General features: G+C 66.4%; 15 protein-coding genes. 11 read left to right on the top strand and 4 right to left on the bottom strand.

The features are described from left to right. Positions 1 to 42: 42 nt before the first annotated feature. From ASC92_RS15100 to ASC92_RS15090, 3 genes are read left to right on the top strand one after another with little or no spacing between them, the layout of a single operon-like run. Positions 43 to 660 (top strand): bb3-type cytochrome oxidase subunit III, encoded by a 618-nt coding sequence (locus ASC92_RS15100; protein WP_056516921.1) that lies wholly within the window; start codon positions 43 to 45, stop codon positions 658 to 660. 10 nt (positions 661 to 670) lie between these two features. Continuing rightward, positions 671 to 1,372: a heme-copper oxidase subunit III family protein gene (locus ASC92_RS15095; protein WP_056516918.1), complete on the top strand. Its 702-nt coding sequence runs from the start codon at positions 671 to 673 to the stop codon at positions 1,370 to 1,372. A gap of 8 nt (positions 1,373 to 1,380) precedes the next feature. Further along, positions 1,381 to 1,695: a cytochrome C oxidase subunit IV family protein gene (locus ASC92_RS15090; RefSeq protein WP_056516915.1), complete on the top strand. Its 315-nt coding sequence runs from the start codon at positions 1,381 to 1,383 to the stop codon at positions 1,693 to 1,695. Positions 1,696 to 1,723: 28 nt separating this feature from the next. Here the strand turns inward: ASC92_RS15090 and ASC92_RS15085 are convergent, their stop codons facing one another. Then, a complete protein-coding gene (locus ASC92_RS15085; protein WP_056516912.1) occupies positions 1,724 to 3,349 on the bottom strand; it encodes an MFS transporter in 1,626 nt (541 codons plus the stop codon). Between the two features lie 116 nt (positions 3,350 to 3,465). On the opposite strand from ASC92_RS15085, the gene ASC92_RS28075 reads away from it, so the two are divergent. From ASC92_RS28075 to ASC92_RS28625, 3 genes are read left to right on the top strand one after another with little or no spacing between them, the layout of a single operon-like run. Further along, entirely contained in the window at positions 3,466 to 4,005 is a 540-nt protein-coding gene (locus tag ASC92_RS28075; protein WP_082519600.1) for a PAAR domain-containing protein, read from the top strand. 1 nt (position 4,006) lies between these two features. Then, entirely contained in the window at positions 4,007 to 4,720 is a 714-nt protein-coding gene (locus ASC92_RS15075) for a thioesterase domain-containing protein (protein ID WP_056516910.1), read from the top strand. Further along, complete coding sequence (locus tag ASC92_RS28625) at positions 4,704 to 5,153, top strand: hypothetical protein (RefSeq protein ID WP_157609063.1); 450 nt, start codon at positions 4,704 to 4,706, stop codon at positions 5,151 to 5,153. Before ASC92_RS15075 ends, ASC92_RS28625 begins: the two co-directional genes overlap by 17 nt. A gap of 8 nt (positions 5,154 to 5,161) precedes the next feature. Here ASC92_RS28625 and ASC92_RS15070 read toward each other — a convergent pair whose 3' ends face one another. The 3 genes from ASC92_RS15070 to ASC92_RS15060 form a co-directional block, all read right to left on the bottom strand. Then, a complete protein-coding gene (locus ASC92_RS15070) occupies positions 5,162 to 5,932 on the bottom strand; it encodes an amino acid ABC transporter permease (RefSeq protein ID WP_056516908.1) in 771 nt (256 codons plus the stop codon). Between the two features lie 26 nt (positions 5,933 to 5,958). Continuing rightward, a complete protein-coding gene (locus ASC92_RS15065; RefSeq protein WP_056516906.1) occupies positions 5,959 to 6,717 on the bottom strand; it encodes a basic amino acid ABC transporter substrate-binding protein in 759 nt (252 codons plus the stop codon). 90 nt (positions 6,718 to 6,807) lie between these two features. Beyond that, the gene (locus ASC92_RS15060; protein WP_056516903.1) at positions 6,808 to 7,284 is read right to left on the bottom strand and encodes an Lrp/AsnC family transcriptional regulator; all 477 of its coding nucleotides are present in this window, start codon (positions 7,282 to 7,284) and stop codon (positions 6,808 to 6,810) included. Between the two features lie 176 nt (positions 7,285 to 7,460). Here ASC92_RS15060 and ASC92_RS15055 point away from each other — a divergent pair, with 176 nt between their 5' ends. The 5 genes from ASC92_RS15055 to ASC92_RS15035 all read left to right on the top strand — a co-directional run bounded on the left by ASC92_RS15055 (position 7,461) and on the right by ASC92_RS15035 (position 17,061). Then, a complete protein-coding gene (locus ASC92_RS15055; protein ID WP_056516900.1) occupies positions 7,461 to 11,072 on the top strand; it encodes an indolepyruvate ferredoxin oxidoreductase family protein in 3,612 nt (1,203 codons plus the stop codon). A 286-nt stretch (positions 11,073 to 11,358) separates the two neighbouring features. After that, the gene (gene yajC / locus ASC92_RS15050; RefSeq protein ID WP_056516897.1) at positions 11,359 to 11,694 is read left to right on the top strand and encodes a preprotein translocase subunit YajC; all 336 of its coding nucleotides are present in this window, start codon (positions 11,359 to 11,361) and stop codon (positions 11,692 to 11,694) included. 78 nt (positions 11,695 to 11,772) lie between these two features. Beyond that, entirely contained in the window at positions 11,773 to 13,656 is a 1,884-nt protein-coding gene (secD, locus tag ASC92_RS15045; RefSeq protein WP_056516895.1) for a protein translocase subunit SecD, read from the top strand. 18 nt (positions 13,657 to 13,674) lie between these two features. Then, a complete protein-coding gene (gene secF, locus ASC92_RS15040) occupies positions 13,675 to 14,628 on the top strand; it encodes a protein translocase subunit SecF (protein WP_056516892.1) in 954 nt (317 codons plus the stop codon). A 45-nt stretch (positions 14,629 to 14,673) separates the two neighbouring features. Next, positions 14,674 to 17,061: a DUF1631 family protein gene (locus ASC92_RS15035; protein WP_056516889.1), complete on the top strand. Its 2,388-nt coding sequence runs from the start codon at positions 14,674 to 14,676 to the stop codon at positions 17,059 to 17,061. The last annotated feature ends 14 nt before the right edge of the window (positions 17,062 to 17,075 follow it).

Below are 17,075 nucleotides of genomic sequence, written 5' to 3'. Positions count from 1 at the left end.
TCCCAAGTAAGCTCGCACCGCAGTGCGCAGCACGGAGGTCTCTTGACGACCGCAGTTGCTGCTGCCTGGAGCGACCGCGGCCGGCCCCGCGATGCGCGCGCGAGCGCGGCCAGCATCGGCCTGTGGGTCTTCATGGGCGTGGCCACCGCGCTGTTCTCGCTCTTCATCGTGGCCTACGTGATGCGCATGAGCGGCGACGACTCGATGACGATCGCGCTGCCGTGGCAGCTCTGGCTCAGCTCGGCGCTGCTGGTGGCGGGCAGCGTGGCGCTGCAAGGGGCCAGTGGCGCATCGCGCGGCCTTGACCCGATGCGGACGCGTCGCCTGCTGCTGGCGGGCGGCCTCTGCGCGGTGGGCTTCCTGGGCGTGCAGCTGTGGGCCTGGCAGGCGCTGCTGAGCGCGCAGGTGATGCCGGCCGGCAATCCGGCGGGCAGCTTCTTCTATCTGCTGACCGCGATGCACGGGCTCCACCTGGCGGGTGGGCTGGTCGGGTGGGCCTGGACGGCGCACGCCGCATGGCCCGATCCGGCCAGGGCCGCATGGCGCATCGCGCTGTGCGCGCGCTACTGGCACTTCATGCTGGCGGTGTGGCTGGTGCTGTTCGCGCTGCTGGGGTGGGTGACGCCGGAAGTGGCGCGCTTCGTCTGCGGCACATCCTGAGGAGGCATCCATGAACAACACCGCAACCATCGCAGCAGCGCCGTTGAATCCGACCATGGCCGCAAGCGGCTGGCGCGGGCTGATTGCCGACTGGTCTTCCGATCGCCAGGCGTTCCACGTCTCGTGGGGCAAGGCGATGATGTGGATCTTCCTGCTCAGCGACACCTTCATCTTCAGCTGCTTCCTGACCGGCTACATGACGGTGCGCGTCTCGACCACCGTGCCGTGGCCCAACCCGAGCGAGGTGTTCGCGCTCCACGTGGCGGGCGCCGACGTTCCGCTGCTGCTGATCGCGATCATGACCTTCGTGCTCATCAGCAGCAGCGGCACGATGGCGATGGCCGTCAATTTCGCCTACCGCCGCGACCGCGTGAATGCCGCCACGCTGATGATCGTGACCGCGACCTTCGGCGAACTCTTCGTCGGCATGCAGGCCTTCGAGTGGTCCAAGCTGATCCTCGAAGAGGGCGTGCGGCCCTGGGGCAACCCGATGGGCGCGGCGCAGTTCGGCTCGGCCTTCTTCATGATCACGGGCTTTCACGGGCTGCACGTGTCGGCCGGCGTGATCTTCCTGTTCACCGTGGCCTTCAAGCTGATGCGCGGCGACTACGACAAGAAGGGCAACTACCAGATCGTCGAGATCGCCGGCCTGTACTGGCACTTCGTGGACCTGGTGTGGGTCTTCATCTTTGCGCTGTTCTATCTCTGGTGAGGACGACCATGAACCCCGACACCGGCCAACAACATCCGATCGGCCTCTATCTCAAGATCTGGGGTCTGCTGTTCGTGCTCAGCACGATGTCGTACCTGGTCGACTACTTCCATTTCCACGGGTACCTGCGCTGGACCCTGATCGTCGTCTTCATGCTGCTGAAGGCGGGGCTGATCGTCTCGGTCTTCATGCACATGGCCTGGGAGCGGCTGTCGCTGGTCTATGCCATCCTGGTGCCACCGTTGTGCCTGCTGGTGCTGGTCTGGTTGATGGCGGCGGAGGCCGGCCATACCTTCCTGACGCGGATGACGTTCTTCCACTGACGGCGGCGCGGGCGCAGCCCGGCTCCGCTCAGCGCCGCACCACGTAGCGCGTCACCATCGGCGCCGACTCGCCCAGGTGGAACGCCAGCCGGCGCTCGCGCAGCGCCATGTCGCTCGCGGTGGCGCGGTTGAAGCGGCGCAGGTGGTCGGTCCACGATTCGTCGACGATCTGCTCCACGTAGCGTTCCGGTTGCGCGATGTCGTGCAGCAGCTCCCAGCCGATGGCGCCCTGGCTCAGGCGCGCGCGGCGGGTTTGCTGCATCACGAGGTGGAAGGCGGGGGCGCGGGCCGGCTCGATGAGGTACTCGACGGTGATGACCACGCGGCCGTCTTCCTGCGGCGCCTCGGCGGGCGGGCCGGCGGCCCAGCCGGCCTGCGCGGGGCTGGTGTCGTCCTCGCCGCTCACGTCGGTCACCCAGCGCAGCGCCACGAGCATCAGCAGCGTGCCGCTGACGGCGGCCACGGACAGGCTGGCGACGAGCGAGGTGACCGTGGCCACCTGCCCCCAGATGGCTGCGCCGATCGCGCTCGCGCCCATGATCGCCATCTGGTACATCGACATGCCGCGCGCGCGCACCCAGTCGGGCAGCGCGAGCTGGGCCGACACCGAGAGCGAATTGGCCACCGTGATCCACGCCATGCCGCCGAAGAACATCGCCGGCACCGCGACCCATGCATTCGGCGCGAAGGCCATGACGGCGGTGGCGCCCGACTGCAGCAGCGTGCCGCGCAGCACCAGCTGGTCGCGCCCCAGCGCCTGGCGCAGCCGCGGCAGGAACAGCACCGCGATGATCGCGCCCGCGCCCATGGCCGCCAACAGCAGTGTGAAGGTGCCGGCGCCGCCGCCCTCGAGATTGCGCGCCAGCAGCGGCAGCAGCGCCAGCAGCGCGGTCGAGTGGAAGAAGAAGATCGAGATGCGCGTGAGCACCGCGCGCATGCGCTGCGACTGCCGCACGAACTGCACGCCCACGCGCATCGCGCTGATGAGCTTCTCGCGGCCCAGCGGGTTGGGCGTGTGCTCGCGCCGCCAGCGCAGCACCACGAAGCCCGAAGCCACCGACAGCACCGCGTTGAGCGCGAACACCCACACGGTGCCGGCGCTCGCGATCAGCATGCCGGCCGTGAGCGGGCCGACGATGCGCGAGGCGTTCATCGCGATGCCGTTCAGGCCCAGCGCGGCCGGCAGCTGCGGGCGCGGCACGAGCTCCGGCACGATGGCCGCGAACACCGGCCAGCGCAGCGCCAGGCCGATGCCGTTGGCGAAGGTCAGCGCCAGCAGCAGCGGCGCGGTCATGAGGTCGAGCGCCAGCGCGGCGCACAGCACGATGGCGGTGCCGGCCAGCCAGAACTGCGTGGCCACCAGCCAGCGCCGGCGGTCCAGGATGTCGGCCAGCGCGCCGCTGGGCAGGCCCAGCAGGAACACCGGCAGCGTGGAGGCCGACTGCACCAGCGCCACCCAGATCGGCGAGGTGGTCAGCGAGGTCATCATCCAAGCGGCGGCCACGTCGTTCATCCACATGCAGATGTTGGCGACGAGCCAGGTGCTCCACAGCATGCGGAACACGGGGAGCTGGAGGGGCACGAGGGCCGCGAGCTTCGCTGTCTGCGGCCGCGCGGGCGGGATGGGTGTCTCTTCGGGGGATATGGGCGGCATGTGGCCCGATTGTGCCGATGCTGCCGGGCGAACTGTTCCGGAGCCGAGTGCGCTCGCGCGTTGCCCTCTGTTACGATTTCTGAACAAGCCGGAAAACGGCGTCAGGAGGACTTTCAATGGCCGAGCGCCCAATCATTCGCGTTGGCGATCCGACCTCGCACGGCGGCTTCGTCGTCGAGGGATTCACCAACTACTTCTCGATCCACGACCGTCGGGTGGCTGGCGTAGGACACAAGGTGACGTGCCCGATCTGCCTGCCCGGCATTCACTCGATCATCGAAGGTTCGGAGCTGTGTGTGGTCGATGGCGTTCCCATCTCCTACGACGGTGCGCTGACTTCGTGCGGCGCGTCGCTGATTGCCACGCAGCAGACCGCTACCGTGGACACTCGCGCTGATTCAGGCATTGCCTTCCGATCGGCGATGGATTCTCTGGCTGCCGTAGCTGCCATGCCGATCGCAGCGCCAGAAACTTACGACCAGCGCTTCCACCTGCTCGACGAAGCGTCCGGTGAGCCCCTCGCGAATCGGCGCTATCGGATCACCATCGACAGCAAGACCTTCGAGGGCGTGTCGGACGGGGACGGGAAGACCAAGGTGGTCGGCGCTCAAAGCGCCATCGGCGCAAGACTGGAAGTCTTGCCGGAGGGCGCATAGCATGCCGTTTCCTTTGCTTGTGCCCGTGGTGGCTGTCACTGCAACGCTGACATTGAAGAGTGACACCCAGCCGGTCAAGGTCTACGTCAAGACGCCACGGGGGACGATCTATTGGGGTGGCGCCGGGCTTGATGGCGACTATCTCAAACCGCAGGTGGCAGCGTTTCAGCACGTAGGCATCAAGAACATGTATGTCGGGCTGACCAATACGGGTGGCGCGGACCTTCCAGAAGCTCTAAAGCTGGGCGGCACCCTCGTGGATGCGATCAGGGCTGGCATCGCCATTCGCTACGAGGATGACGGCGGCGAATGGGTGCTCACGACGGGAATGGATGCAGCGCAAGGGCAGTTCAACCTCATCGGCTATTCCTATGGTTCGTTGCTCGCAGCCCAGACGGCGAACTTTTATGCGAAGCGGGGACACATCGTCCACAATTTGGTCCTGATCGGTTCGCCGATTGACGCCGACTTCCTAAAAAGTTTGCGCGGCAACCCAAACATCAAACAGGTCGTCGTGATCGACCTCACGGACAAAGGCGATCCGCTGCATGCTGGCATGACCCAGCTCGACATGATCAACGCCTCCCCTGCGCTCGGAAAGCAGTTTCTTGCGGGCAAGGGCGAAGGCCACTTCTATTACGCCCATGTTGTCCAGGATTCACCAGCCCGATGGGAAGACTTGGCGCAGAGGATCTTCAATGCCGGTATCCGTTGATAACCCCTTGCGACTTGCGCAAATCGCTGGGGTCTGCGTCAGTGCAACGGCGTTTCCCATCGTATGGTCTGTTGTTCACTATCCCATCAACAAGGGGACGGTCTATACAGGCCCAATCGCGCTATTTACCGCAGTGTCTGTTGGGCTTTGGATCATCGCAAGCCTCATGGCGTTCGGCGCCGTCTTGTGGCTTCATATCAAACGTCCAACAACCAAAAGGCGCGGGTGGTCAGCCTTGCTTGCAGGCGAGGCGTTTTATGTTCTGGCGTTCGGTTGCGCCAGTCTCGCTGTCCAGACAAAGTTAAACGGCGCTCTGAAAATTGACGCATTGAGCATCATCATCTTGGCCGGCGCCGCGGTGGCGTGCGTGTGGGGCATCCGGGAAACCCTGCGCGCCCCGAAGTCCGGCGACGGTGGCGCACCAGGTCGCTGAGCTCGTGCCTACCCCCTGTCGCTGCGCGCCAGACGGTGTTCGAGCCGCCGCAGCATCGTGGTGAGCACGAGCGTCATCACCCAGTACATCACCGAAATCGCGAGGTACGGCTCCCAGTAGCGCGCATAGGCGCCGGCCACGGTGCGCGCCGCGTAGGCCAGCTCGGCCAGTCCGATGGCCGAGACCAGCGAGGTGTCCTTCAGCAGCGCGATCGCGTTGTTGCCCAGCGGGGGCAGCATGCGGCGAAAGGCCTGCGGCAGCACCACGTAGCGCATCACCTGCGCGGGCGAGAAGCCGATCGAGCGGCCCGCATCGAACTGCCCGCGCGAGATCGACTGGATGCCGGCGCGGAACACCTCGGAAATGTAGGCCGCCGAGTTGAGCGTGAGCGCCACCACGCCCGAGATGAGCGCGCCGTGCTCCTGCTTCAACGTGCGCGCGAGCTCGCCGTCGATCAGGATGCCCGTCGCCGGGTGGATGAACACCGGCATCACCGCGAAGTGGATCAAGAGGATCTGCACGAACAGCGGCGTGCCGCGGAAGAAGCTCACGTACACCGTGGCCGGCCAGCGCAGGAAGAAGCGCGCGACCCAGGTCCACGGCGCATGGCGCGGATGCGCAAGGCGCGCGAGCGCGAGGCACAGGCCCCAGCTGGAACCCAGCAGCACGCAGACCACGGTCATGCGCAGCGTCATCCACGCGCCTTGCCAGAACAGGTCCTTGTATTCGACGAGGATGTCCCAGCGGAACCATCCGAATAGAAGAATGGGTTGTTCCATCTATTGCTCGCCCCCAGGCCGCGTGCTCATCGGACGTTCGGGTCCTTGTTGAACCACTTCTTGTAGATCGTCGCGTAGCTGCCGTCGGCGCGGACCGCGGCGAGACCGGCGGTGAGCTTGTCGAGCAGCGCCTTGTCGCCCTTCTTCACGACGATGCCGAAGCCCTCTTCGGGGAAGGACTTGTCGTCCAGCGTCTTGAGCTCGGGGTTCTGCGCCACGCGGTAGGCAATGACGCCGTTGTCGCCCATGGCGGCATCGACGCCGCCGCCGGCCAGTTCGGAAATGATGAGCGGCGTGCTCTCGAAGCGGCGGATGTCGGGGTTGGTCTTGCCGAACTCGCGCGAGGCAATGTCGTCGGCCGTGGAGGCGCTGACCACGGCGATCTTCTTGCCCGCGAGGTCCTTCAGCGAGGCGACCTTGCTGTTCTTCGGCAGCGCGATCAGCTGGCGGGCCGCGAAGTAGGGCGGCGTGAAGTCGTAGCTCTGCTTGCGCTTCTCGTTGATGGTGACGCCCGAGATGACGAGGTCGACGTCGCCGTTGTTCAGCGCGCCGAAGATGCCGGTGAACGGCGTGTTGACGATCTTGATCTTCAGGCCCTGCTGCTTGGCGATGGCGTTGATGATGTCGATGTCGAAGCCGACGATCTGCTTGTCCTTGTTCTCGAAGGCGAAGGGCGCGTAGGTGGCGCTGGAGGCCACGACGAGTTCGCGGTTCTGTGCCTGGGCACCGAAGGCGAGCGTGGCGGCAGCGAGGCCGAGGGCCAGGGCGCGGCGGAGGGTATTCATTCGGAGTCCTTGTTTTTCGCCGTCCGGCGGGAGGTGGTGGGCGGGGATTTTAGGCTGCCGCTATCGCGGCGACCGCATCGCCGCATGCACTCAGCGTGCCAGATGCCCCAGCGGCAGCGCGCTGCTCGCCTTCACCTCGCCCAGCGAGAAACTGGTGTGCAGGTCCTTCACGTTCGGCAGGTTCATCAATTGCTGGCGCGCAAAGGACGAGAAGCTGTCGAGGTCCTGCGCCACCACCTGGAGTTCGAAAGTGCCGGTGCCGCTGATGTAGTGGCAGGCCACCACCTCGGGCATCCTGCGGATCGCGTCCTCCAGCTTGCGGGTGGCCTCGTGGGTGACGCGCTCGGTGTCCACGCGCACGAAGGCAAGCACGCCGAGCCCGATCTTGTGGCGGTCGATCTCGGCGTGGTAGCCCTTGATGACGCCTGCCTCCTCGAGTGCCCGCACCCGGCGCCAGCAGGGCGCGGCCGAGAGCCCTACGCGTTGCGCAAGCTCGGCGTTGGTGAGGCGACCGTTGGCCTGCAGTTCTTGCAGGATTGCGAGGTCGAACTTGTCGATGCTTTCCATTGGCGCAGATTTTAAGCAAGATTCTTTCTGGAAGCCGCTTTTTCGAGGCAAAGAACGCAAACACCTGTCGCCGACCCCGGCATACACTTTGCGTGACCATGGGCTCGCGCCCTACCGGGCACAGACCCAAGCAATCAGCCAGGCCCACAAGGCCCTGCCATACGGAGACAGACACCATGAACGCCCCGCTGCCCGAGCACATCCGCAAGGCGCTAGAAACCGTCACGCTCGACGACAAATACTCCCTCGACTACGGCCGCGCCTTCATGAGCGGTGTCCAGGCCCTCGTGAAGCTGCCCATGCTGCAGCAATTGCGCGACAAGCAGGCCGGCAAGAACACCGCCGGCTTCATCAGCGGCTACCGCGGCTCCCCGCTCGGCGGCTACGACCAGGCGCTGTGGAAGGCCAGCAAGTTCCTGAAGGAACAGAACATCGTCTTCCAGCCGGGCGTGAACGAAGAACTCGCGGCCACCGCGCTCTGGGGCACCCAGCAGCTGGGCTTCTCGCCGCAGGGCACCAACAAGTTCGACGGCGTCTTCGGCATCTGGTACGGCAAGGGCCCGGGCGTGGACCGCTGCTCCGACGTCTTCAAGCACGCCAACATGGCCGGCACCACCGAATTCGGCGGCGTGATCGCAGTGGCGGGCGACGACCACATCTCCAAGAGCAGCACGGCCGCACACCAGAGCGACCACATCTTCAAGGCCTGCGGCACGCCGGTGTTCTTCCCCACGAGCGTGCAGGAAATCCTGGACCTGGGCATCCACGCCTTCGCGCTGAGCCGCTTCTCGGGCGTGTGGTCGGGCATGAAGACGATCCAGGAGATCGTCGAGTCGAGCGCCACGGCCATGATCGACCCCGAGCGCGTCGACATCGTCATCCCCACCGACTTCGAGATGCCGCCCGGCGGCCTGCACATCCGCTGGCCCGACCATGCGCTGGAGCAGGAAGCCCGGCTCATGCACTACAAGTGGTACGCCGCGCTGGCCTACATCCGCGCCAACCGCCTTAACCACAACGTGATCGAGGGCCCGAACGACCGCTTCGGCATCATGGCCAGCGGCAAGGCCTTCAACGACACGCGCCAGGCGCTGATCGACCTGGGCCTGGACGACGCGGCCTGCCGCCAGCTGGGCATCCGCCTGCACAAGGTGGGCGTGGTGTGGCCGCTCGAGGCGCAGCTCACGCGCGAATTCGCCACCGGCCTGCAGGAGATCCTGGTGGTCGAGGAGAAGCGCCAGGTCATCGAATACCAGCTCAAGGAAGAGCTCTACAACTGGCGCTCCGACGTGCGCCCCAACGTGGTCGGCAAGTTCGACGAGGGCGAGGTGCACGCGGCCGAGGGCTACTCCGGCGGCGAATGGTCGATGCCCAACCCGACCGCCCACACGCTGCTGCGCGCCAACGCCGACCTGAACCCGGCGCTGATCGCCAAGGCGATCGCCGCGCGCCTGAAGAAGACCGGCCTGCTGGCCGCCGCGGGCGCCGACATGGCCGCGCGCATCGATGCCCAACTCGCCATCCTCGAAGCCAAGGAACGCTCGATGGTGGTGCAGCAGGCCTCCACCAGCGTGGCCGACGCCACGCGCCAGCCCTGGTTCTGCTCGGGCTGCCCGCACAACACCAGCACCGTGGTACCCGAAGGCTCGCGCGCAATGGGCGGCATCGGCTGCCACTTCATGGCGACCTGGATGGACCGCTCCACCATCGGCTTCACGCAGATGGGCGGCGAGGGTGTGCCGTGGGTGGGCCAGCAGCCCTTCACGACCGACCAGCACATATTCGCGAACCTGGGCGACGGCACCTACTTCCACAGCGGACTGCTCGCCATCCGCCAGAGCATCGCGGCGGGCGTGAACATCACCTACAAGATCCTCTACAACGACGCTGTCGCCATGACGGGCGGCCAGCAGGTCGGCGAGCGTCCGGAAGGCCACTCGGTGCTGCAGATTGCCGAGAGCCTGCATGCCGAGGGCGCCGCGAAGGTCGTGATCGTGACCGACGAGCCCGAGAAGTACGAGGGCGTGAACATCCCTGGCGACCACGTGCAGGTGAAGCACCGCGACCTGCTCGACGAGGTGCAGCGCGAGTTCCGCAAGATCCCCGGCACCACGGCCATCATCTATGACCAGACCTGCGCGACCGAGAAGCGCCGCCGCCGCAAGCGGGGCACGGCCGTCGATCCGGCCAAGCGCGTGGTCATCAACGAGCTGGTCTGCGAAGGCTGCGGCGACTGCAGCGTGCAGAGCAACTGCCTGTCGGTCGAACCGCTGGAGACCGAGTTCGGCCGCAAGCGCACCATCAACCAGAGCAGCTGCAACAAGGACATGAGCTGCCTGAAGGGCTTCTGCCCGAGCTTCGTCACTGTCGAAGGCGGCCAGCTCAAGAAGAAGAGCAAGAGCAAGGGCGCCACGCCGGCCGAATTCGGCCTGCTGCCCGAGCCCGCGATCCCGTCGCTGGTCGGCGGCAAGGTCTGGGGCGTGGTGGTGGCGGGCGTCGGCGGCACCGGCGTGATCACCATCGGCCAGCTGCTCGGCATGGCCGCGCACATCGAGGCCAAGGGCATCGTCACGCAGGACGCGGCGGGCCTGGCGCAAAAGGGCGGCGCCACCTGGAGCCACGTGCTCATCGGCGACACGCAGGACGACATCCGCACCACGCGCGTCGGCACCGCGGCGGCCGACCTGATCCTGGCCTGCGATCCGCTGGTCACGGTCAACGGCGAAACCATGGCGCGCATGCGTGAAGGGCGCACGCACGTGGCGCTCAACAGCCACAGCGCGCCGACCGCTGCCTTCGTGCGCAACGCCAACTGGCAGAACCCCGAAGACGCCTGCGCCGCCGAGATCGCGCGCGCCGTGGGCATCGACGGCATGGGCACCTTCGACGCCGATGCCGCCGCCACCACGCTGATGGGCGACAGCATCTATGTCAACCCGATGATCCTGGGCTACGCCTGGCAAAAGGGCTGGGTGCCGCTCGCGCACGAGTCGCTGATGCGCGCCATCGAGCTGAACGCCGTGGCCGTCGAGAACAACAAGACGGCGTTCGAATGGGGCCGCCAGGCGGCGGTGCGTCCGGAAGAGCTGCAAAAGCGCGTGCGTCCCGGCCAGGTCATCGAGTTCAAGAAGCGCGAGACGGTCGAACGCATCGTGGCGCGCCGCGTGGAGTTCCTGACCGGCTACCAGAACGCCGCCTACGCCGACGAATACAAGCAGTTCGTCGGCAAGGTGCAGCAGGCCGAGTCGGCCGCCGGCAAGAGCACGGCGCTGACCGAAGCGGTCGCGCGCTACCTGTTCAAGCTGATGGCATACAAGGACGAGTACGAAGTCGCCCGCCTGCATACCGACCGCACTTTCCTCGACCGCGTCGAAGGCATGTTCGAGGGCGACTACAAGCTCAACTACCACCTGGCGCCGCCGCTCATCGCGAAGAAGAACGCCAAGGGGCAGCTCCAGAAGCAGAAGTTCGGTCCCTGGATGCTCACGGGCTTCCGTTTCCTCGCGAAGCTGAAGGGCCTGCGCGGCACGGCGCTCGACATCTTCGGCCGCACCGAGGAGCGCAAGACCGAGCGCGCGCTGATCGGCGAGTACCGCGCCAGCATCGAGGAAGTGATCGGCGGCCTGCGTGCGGACAACCACGCGCTGGCGCTGGAAATCGCGGCCCTGCCCGAGCAGATCCGCGGCTACGGCCATGTGAAGGATCGCAACCTGGTGGCAGCCCGCACGCGCTGGAGCGAACTGATGGCCAAATGGCGCGACCCGCAGGGGCAGCGCGCGGCGGCCTGATTTTCAGGACCGGTTGGCCACGCAACGGGCGCCCGATGGGCGCCCGTTGCTATTTAAAACGTAGCAAACGGCGCGCAATCCCGATGCGTGGAAAGCCCTCCCCACCGCGCCGGATAAGCGCTCGAAGCGGTCATCCGCCCCGAATACAATGCCCGGTGCCGTGCGCGGCCAAGCCCCGCCGCGCTTTGACTTGCGGTCCGCCTCCTTCGCGGCCGCGAAGCCCAAGGAACCGCGGGCGCGTCCTGCGCTCCCATCGTTTTCTCTTCCCTCTCTGCTGGAGACTCTCTTGTTCATTTCCTCTGCTTTCGCCCAGACCGCGCCCGCTGCAGCCGGCGGCGGTGACATGTTGTCCTCCCTCGGCAGCATGCTGCCGCTGGTGCTGATGTTCGTGGTGCTGTATTTCGTCATGATCCGGCCCCAGATGAAGCGCCAGAAGGAAGCCCGCGCGATGGTCGAAGCCCTGGCCAAGGGCGACGAAGTCGCCACCGCCGGCGGCGTGCTCGGCAAGATCACCTCGGTCGGCGACCAGTACCTCGGCCTCGAAATCGCCAATGGCATCGAGATCAAGATCCAGCGCAGCGCCGTGGTGCAGGTCCTGCCCAAGGGCGCCGTCAAGCAATAAAAGCGTGAGCTGAACCTTGCGCCTTGCGGCGCAGGGCCCCAATTCACGCCGTGTTCCGTTTCAGAAAAGCGCTTTCTCATGAACCGTTACCCGGTCTGGAAGTACGCGATCATCGTGGTCGTGTTGCTCGTGGGGCTCGTCTACGCCCTGCCCAATTTCTTTGGTGAGGCGCCTGCGGTGCAGGTGTCGGCCGCGAAGTCGACCGTCAAGATCGACGCGTCGACCCAGGCCAGGGTGCAGGAGCTGCTCAAGACGGCCGGCCTCACGCCCGAGCTGCTGAGCCTCGAACCCACCGCGGTGCGGGCGCGGTTCGCCACCACCGACGACCAGATCAAGGCGCGCGATACGCTGCAGCAGGCCCTGGTGCCGAATGCGGACGAAGCCTCCTACGTGGTGGCGCTGAACCTCGTGTCGCGCTCGCCCGCGTGGCTGACCGCGCTGCACGCCTTCCCGATGTACCTGGGCCTCGACCTGCGCGGCGGCGTCGACTTCCTGCTGCAGGTCGACATGCGTGGCGTGCTCGACAAGAAGGCCGAGTCCTTCGCCGGCGACATCCGCATGGGGCTGCGCGAAAAGAAGGTGCGCGGCAGTGCCGTGAACCGCAACGGCCAGACCGTCGAGATCACGCTGCGCGACGCCGACAGCGTGGAAACCGCCCGGCGCCTGATCCAGGACACGATGCCCGACCTCAGCACCGTCGAGAGCCAGCAGGGCACCGAATGGCGCATCGTGGCCAGCATCAAGCCCGAGGCTGCGCGTCGCATCCAGGACGCGGCGCTCAAGCAGAACGTCACGACGCTGCACAACCGGATCAATGAACTCGGCGTGGCCGAGCCGGTGATCCAGCAGCAGGGCATCGACCGCATCGTCGTGCAGCTGCCCGGCATGCAGGACCCGGCCCAGGCCAAGACCATCATCGGACGCACCGCCACGCTCGAAATGCGCATGGTGGACGAAAGCGCCGAAGGCCGTTCGGCCGAACTGAGCGGCGGCCCCGTGCCTTTCGGCTCCGAGAAATTCCTCGACCGCCAGGGCCGCCCGGTGATCGTGAAGAAGCAGGTGCTCGTCACCGGCGAGAACCTCACCGACGCGCAGCCCGGCTTCGACCAGCAGAGCAACCAGCCCAAGGTCGACCTGACCATGGACTCGAAGGGCGGCAACATCATGCGTGACGTGAGCCGCGAGAACTACAAGAAGCGCATGGCCATGCTGATCTTCGAGAAGGGCAAGGGCGAAGTGCTCACGGCCCCGTCGATCAACGGCGAACTCGGCAACCGCTTCCAGGTGTCGGGCTCGATGACCGTGTCCGAAGCCAACGACCTCGCGCTGCTGCTGCGCGCCGGCTCGCTGGCCGCGCCGATGGAAATCATCCAGGAACGCACCATCGGCCCGACGCAGGGCGCGGAGAACATCAAGAAGGGCTTCGACAGCGTGATGTACGGCTTCGCCGCGATCATGGTGTTCATGTGCATCTACTACGCGCTGTTCGGCCTGTTCTCGTCGATCGCGCTGGCCGTCAACCTGATGCTGCTGGTGGCCATCCTCTCGATCCTGCAGGCCACGCTCACGCTGCCGGGCATCGCGGCCATGGCGCTGGCTATCGGCGTGGCCATCGACTCCAACGTGCTGATCAACGAGCGCGTGCGCGAGGAGCTGCGCAACGGGGCGTCGCCGCAGGCGGCGATCCATGCGGGCTACGAACGTGCCTGGGGCACCATCCTCGACTCCAACGTGACCACGCTGATCGCGGGCATCGCGCTGCTGGCCTTCGGCTCGGGTCCGGTGCGCGGCTTCGCGGTGGTGCACTGCATCGGCATCGTCACCTCGATGTTCTCGGCCGTGTTCTTCTCGCGCGGCCTCGTGAACTTCTGGTACGGCCAGAAGAAGAAGCTCAAGACGGTGTCCATCGGCACGGTCTGGCGGCCGAAGACCGACGGCGCGGCCGTGGCCGAAACCAAGTAAGAGGCAGAAGAGACAGCCATGGAATTCTTCCGCATCCACAAGACCATCCCGTTCATGCGCCACGCGCTGGTGCTGAACATCATCTCCTTCGTCACCTTCGCGCTTGCGGTGTTCTTCCTGCTCCACCGCGGGCTGCACCTGTCGGTGGAGTTCACCGGCGGCACGGTGATGGAAGTCGCCTACACGCAGTCGGCCGACGTCGGCAAGGTGCGCGACATCGTCGGCAAGCTGGGCTACACCGAAGTGCAGGTGCAGAGCTTCGGCAAGTCGGTGCAGATCCGCCTGCCGGTCAAGAAGGGCGTGACCTCCGCCCAGCAGAGCGCCCAGGTGATGGACGCGCTGAAGGTGGCCGAGCCGACGGTGGAGCTGCGCAGCAATGAATTCGTCGGCCCGCAGGTCGGCGACGAACTCACGACCAACGGCCTGAAGGCCCTGGGCATGGTGGTCGTGGGCATCATGATCTACTTGGCGTTCCGCTTCGAGTGGAAGTTTGCGCTGGCCACCGTGCTGGCGAACCTGCACGACGTGGTGATCATCCTGGGCTTCTTCGCCTTCTTCCAGTGGGAGTTCTCGCTGGCGGTGCTGGCGGCGGTGCTGGCGGTGCTCGGGTACTCGGTGAACGAGTCGGTCGTGATCTTCGACCGGATCCGCGAGAACTTCCGCCGTTACCGGAAGATGTCGACCACCGAGATCATCGACAACGCGATCACCTCGACCATCAGCCGGACCATCATCACCCACGGTTCCACCCAGCTGGTGGTGCTGTCGATGTTCTTTTTCGGCGGCCCGACCCTGCACTACTTCGCGCTGGCGCTGACCATCGGCATCTGCTTCGGCATCTACTCGTCGGCCTTCGTTGCGGCGGCGATCGCCATGTGGCTCGGCGTGAAGCGCGAAGACCTCATCAAGGGCGGCCCGACCAAGCGCGACGGCGAATCCGAGGACGACCCGAACGCCGGCGCCGTGGTCTGACGGATACTCCGGGGTTCAAACCACCCTGGCCTTCCCGATTTTTCAATGAGCATTGCGCGGTCCGCCTCTTCCCTGCAGCTCGCACGCGAGACGCGTGAGCGTTTCGTCATGGCCACGGAAGGCGCCATTGCGCCGCTGGCCGGCGCGATCCGGGACCGGCTGACGGCGCTGGCCTCCGAGGCCGGCAACGCCCGCGCCATGCAGGAAAACCGCGACGACTTCGTCGCGTTCCAGGGGCAGGCCACGCAATGGGTGACGCTTGCGCAGGCGGGCTGGCGCAAGGCGCTGGGTACCACGTCCGGCGCCATGACCGCGCCTGCGGCTCTGCGGCTCGAACTGATCGGCAATGAAGTGGTGGAGAGCAACATCCTCTCCTCGCGCCTCGCGCAGATGATCCACGACAAGGCCAGCTTCGAACTCAGCGACCTGCGCCTGCGCATCCAATACCTCGAAGGCACGACCGAGCTCGACGCCAGGGACGTGCTCAAGCCCGAGACACTGGCCAAGCTGCTGGTCGACCAGTGGCTGGCGGCAGGCCTGAGCCGCGGGTTGTGGGCCCGCGTGCAGGACACGGTGCAGCAAGGGCTGGTCGAGGTGGTCGTCAAGGCCTACGAGAGCGCCAACGCCTACCTGATCGCCAATGGCGTGATGCAGGAGATCGATCTCAAGAGCTTTGTCCGGCGCACGGGCAATGCAGGCAGCGGCGGATCGGGCGTCGCGCCGGTCGACAGCGGCATGTCCGGCAGTTCTCCCATTGCGCAGCGCCCTGGGTACGGATTCGAAGGACAGCAGCAGGCGTCCATGCCGTCGACCATGGCGCCCACGTCGACCACCGGCGGCTCGCCGCTGATGATGGCGCGGCAACGTGCGCAGACCGCGCTGCTGAGCCTCAAGCGCTTCGTGACCGCACGCATCGGCGGCGACGCGGGCGGTGCCGCCGCACAGTTCCAGGCCGGGGGCGCGGAAGGGCGCGCCACGGGTGGCGGCAGCCAAGTCAGCCAACCGGGCCAGGGCGGCGGCGCGGCGCCCCGTGTGTTCTCCAGGACCTTCGCCGGCGCCATCGCCGACGCCGAGGTCGCCTACCGGATGGCTGCCACGCAGTACATGGACGGTGCGGGCGAACAGGCCACGCTGATCCAGCAGACCGCCGTCGACCTGCGCCGGCGCTCCACCGAACTCAAGAAGCGCGCGCCCACCACGGCCGACAAGGCCACGGTCGAGATCGTGGCGCTGATGTTCCAGGCCATCCTGGCCGAAGAGCGCATTCCGTTCTCGGCGCGCGTGTGGTTCGCGCGCCTGCAGATGCCGGTGCTGCGCGTGGCCATCGCCGAGCCCGAGTTCTTCGGCACGCTGCAGCACCCCGCGCGCATGCTGATCGACCGCATGGGCTCCTGCGTGATGGGCTTCGACGCGGCCGCCATCACCGGCAGCGCGCTCGAAGGCGAGATCCGCCGCGTCGTGCAGGTGATCGAGCAGTATCCCGAAACCGGCCAGCGCGTGTTCAAGCTGGTGTTCGACGAATTCGTCGCCTTCCTCAACCGCTACCTGACCCAGAGCGACACCACGCAGCGCGTGATGAGCGTGGCGCAGCAGGTCGAGCAGAAGGAGACGATGGCGATCCAGTACACCATCGAGTTGCGCAAGATGCTCAACGACATGCCGGTGCGCGACGAGATCCGCGAGTTCCTCTTCAAGGTCTGGGCCGAGGTGCTCGCCATCGCCGCGCTGCGCTACGGCGCGCAGGGCGAACAGACCGTGATGCTCAAGCGCGTGGCTTCGGAGCTGGTGTGGGCTGCGAGCGCCAAGCCCAACCGAACCGACCGCGCCCGCGTGATCCAGGACCTGCCGCAGTTGCTGCAGCGACTGCGCCAGGGCATGGCCCTGCTCGGCATCGTGGACGAGCCGCAGGAGGCGCACATCAAGATCATCGGCGCCACGCTGTCCGACGCCTTCCTGTCGAAGACCGAGGCGATCCCGCAGGCCAAGATCGAAGCGATGGCCGAGCGGCTGGCGCACCTGGAAGATTTCGTGACCGACGTGGGCGGCACCGCCGACCTGCCGCTCGATGCCCACAGCATCGAACTGCTGCTGGGCGTGGATGCCGCCTCGATCGAGGTCATTCCCGACGCCGCCGGCACCAAGGTGCCCGAGGACATGCTCGCCTGGGCGCATGAGCTGCAGGTGGGCAACTGGTTCATGCTGGACCACAACGACCGCGTGAGCCAGGTGCAGTTCGTCTGGCGCAGCGAGCGCAAGCAGCTGCACCTGTTCGCTTCGTCGGATGGGCGCAGCTTCCTGATCCAGGCGGGGCGGCTGGCGACCTACCTGCAGGCCGGCTTGCTGGTGCCGGCGGAAGAGGAAACGCTCACGGTGCGCGCCACGCGCGAAGCGCTGGCCAAGCTGGATGCCAACCCCGAGCGGCTGCTGAACTAGCAGCCAGTCCCCAG

This window comes from Variovorax sp. Root411 (genome assembly GCF_001425205.1).
GTDB lineage: Bacteria > Pseudomonadota > Gammaproteobacteria > Burkholderiales > Burkholderiaceae_C > Variovorax.
This window is presented reverse-complemented; position numbering and strand designations above follow the sequence as displayed.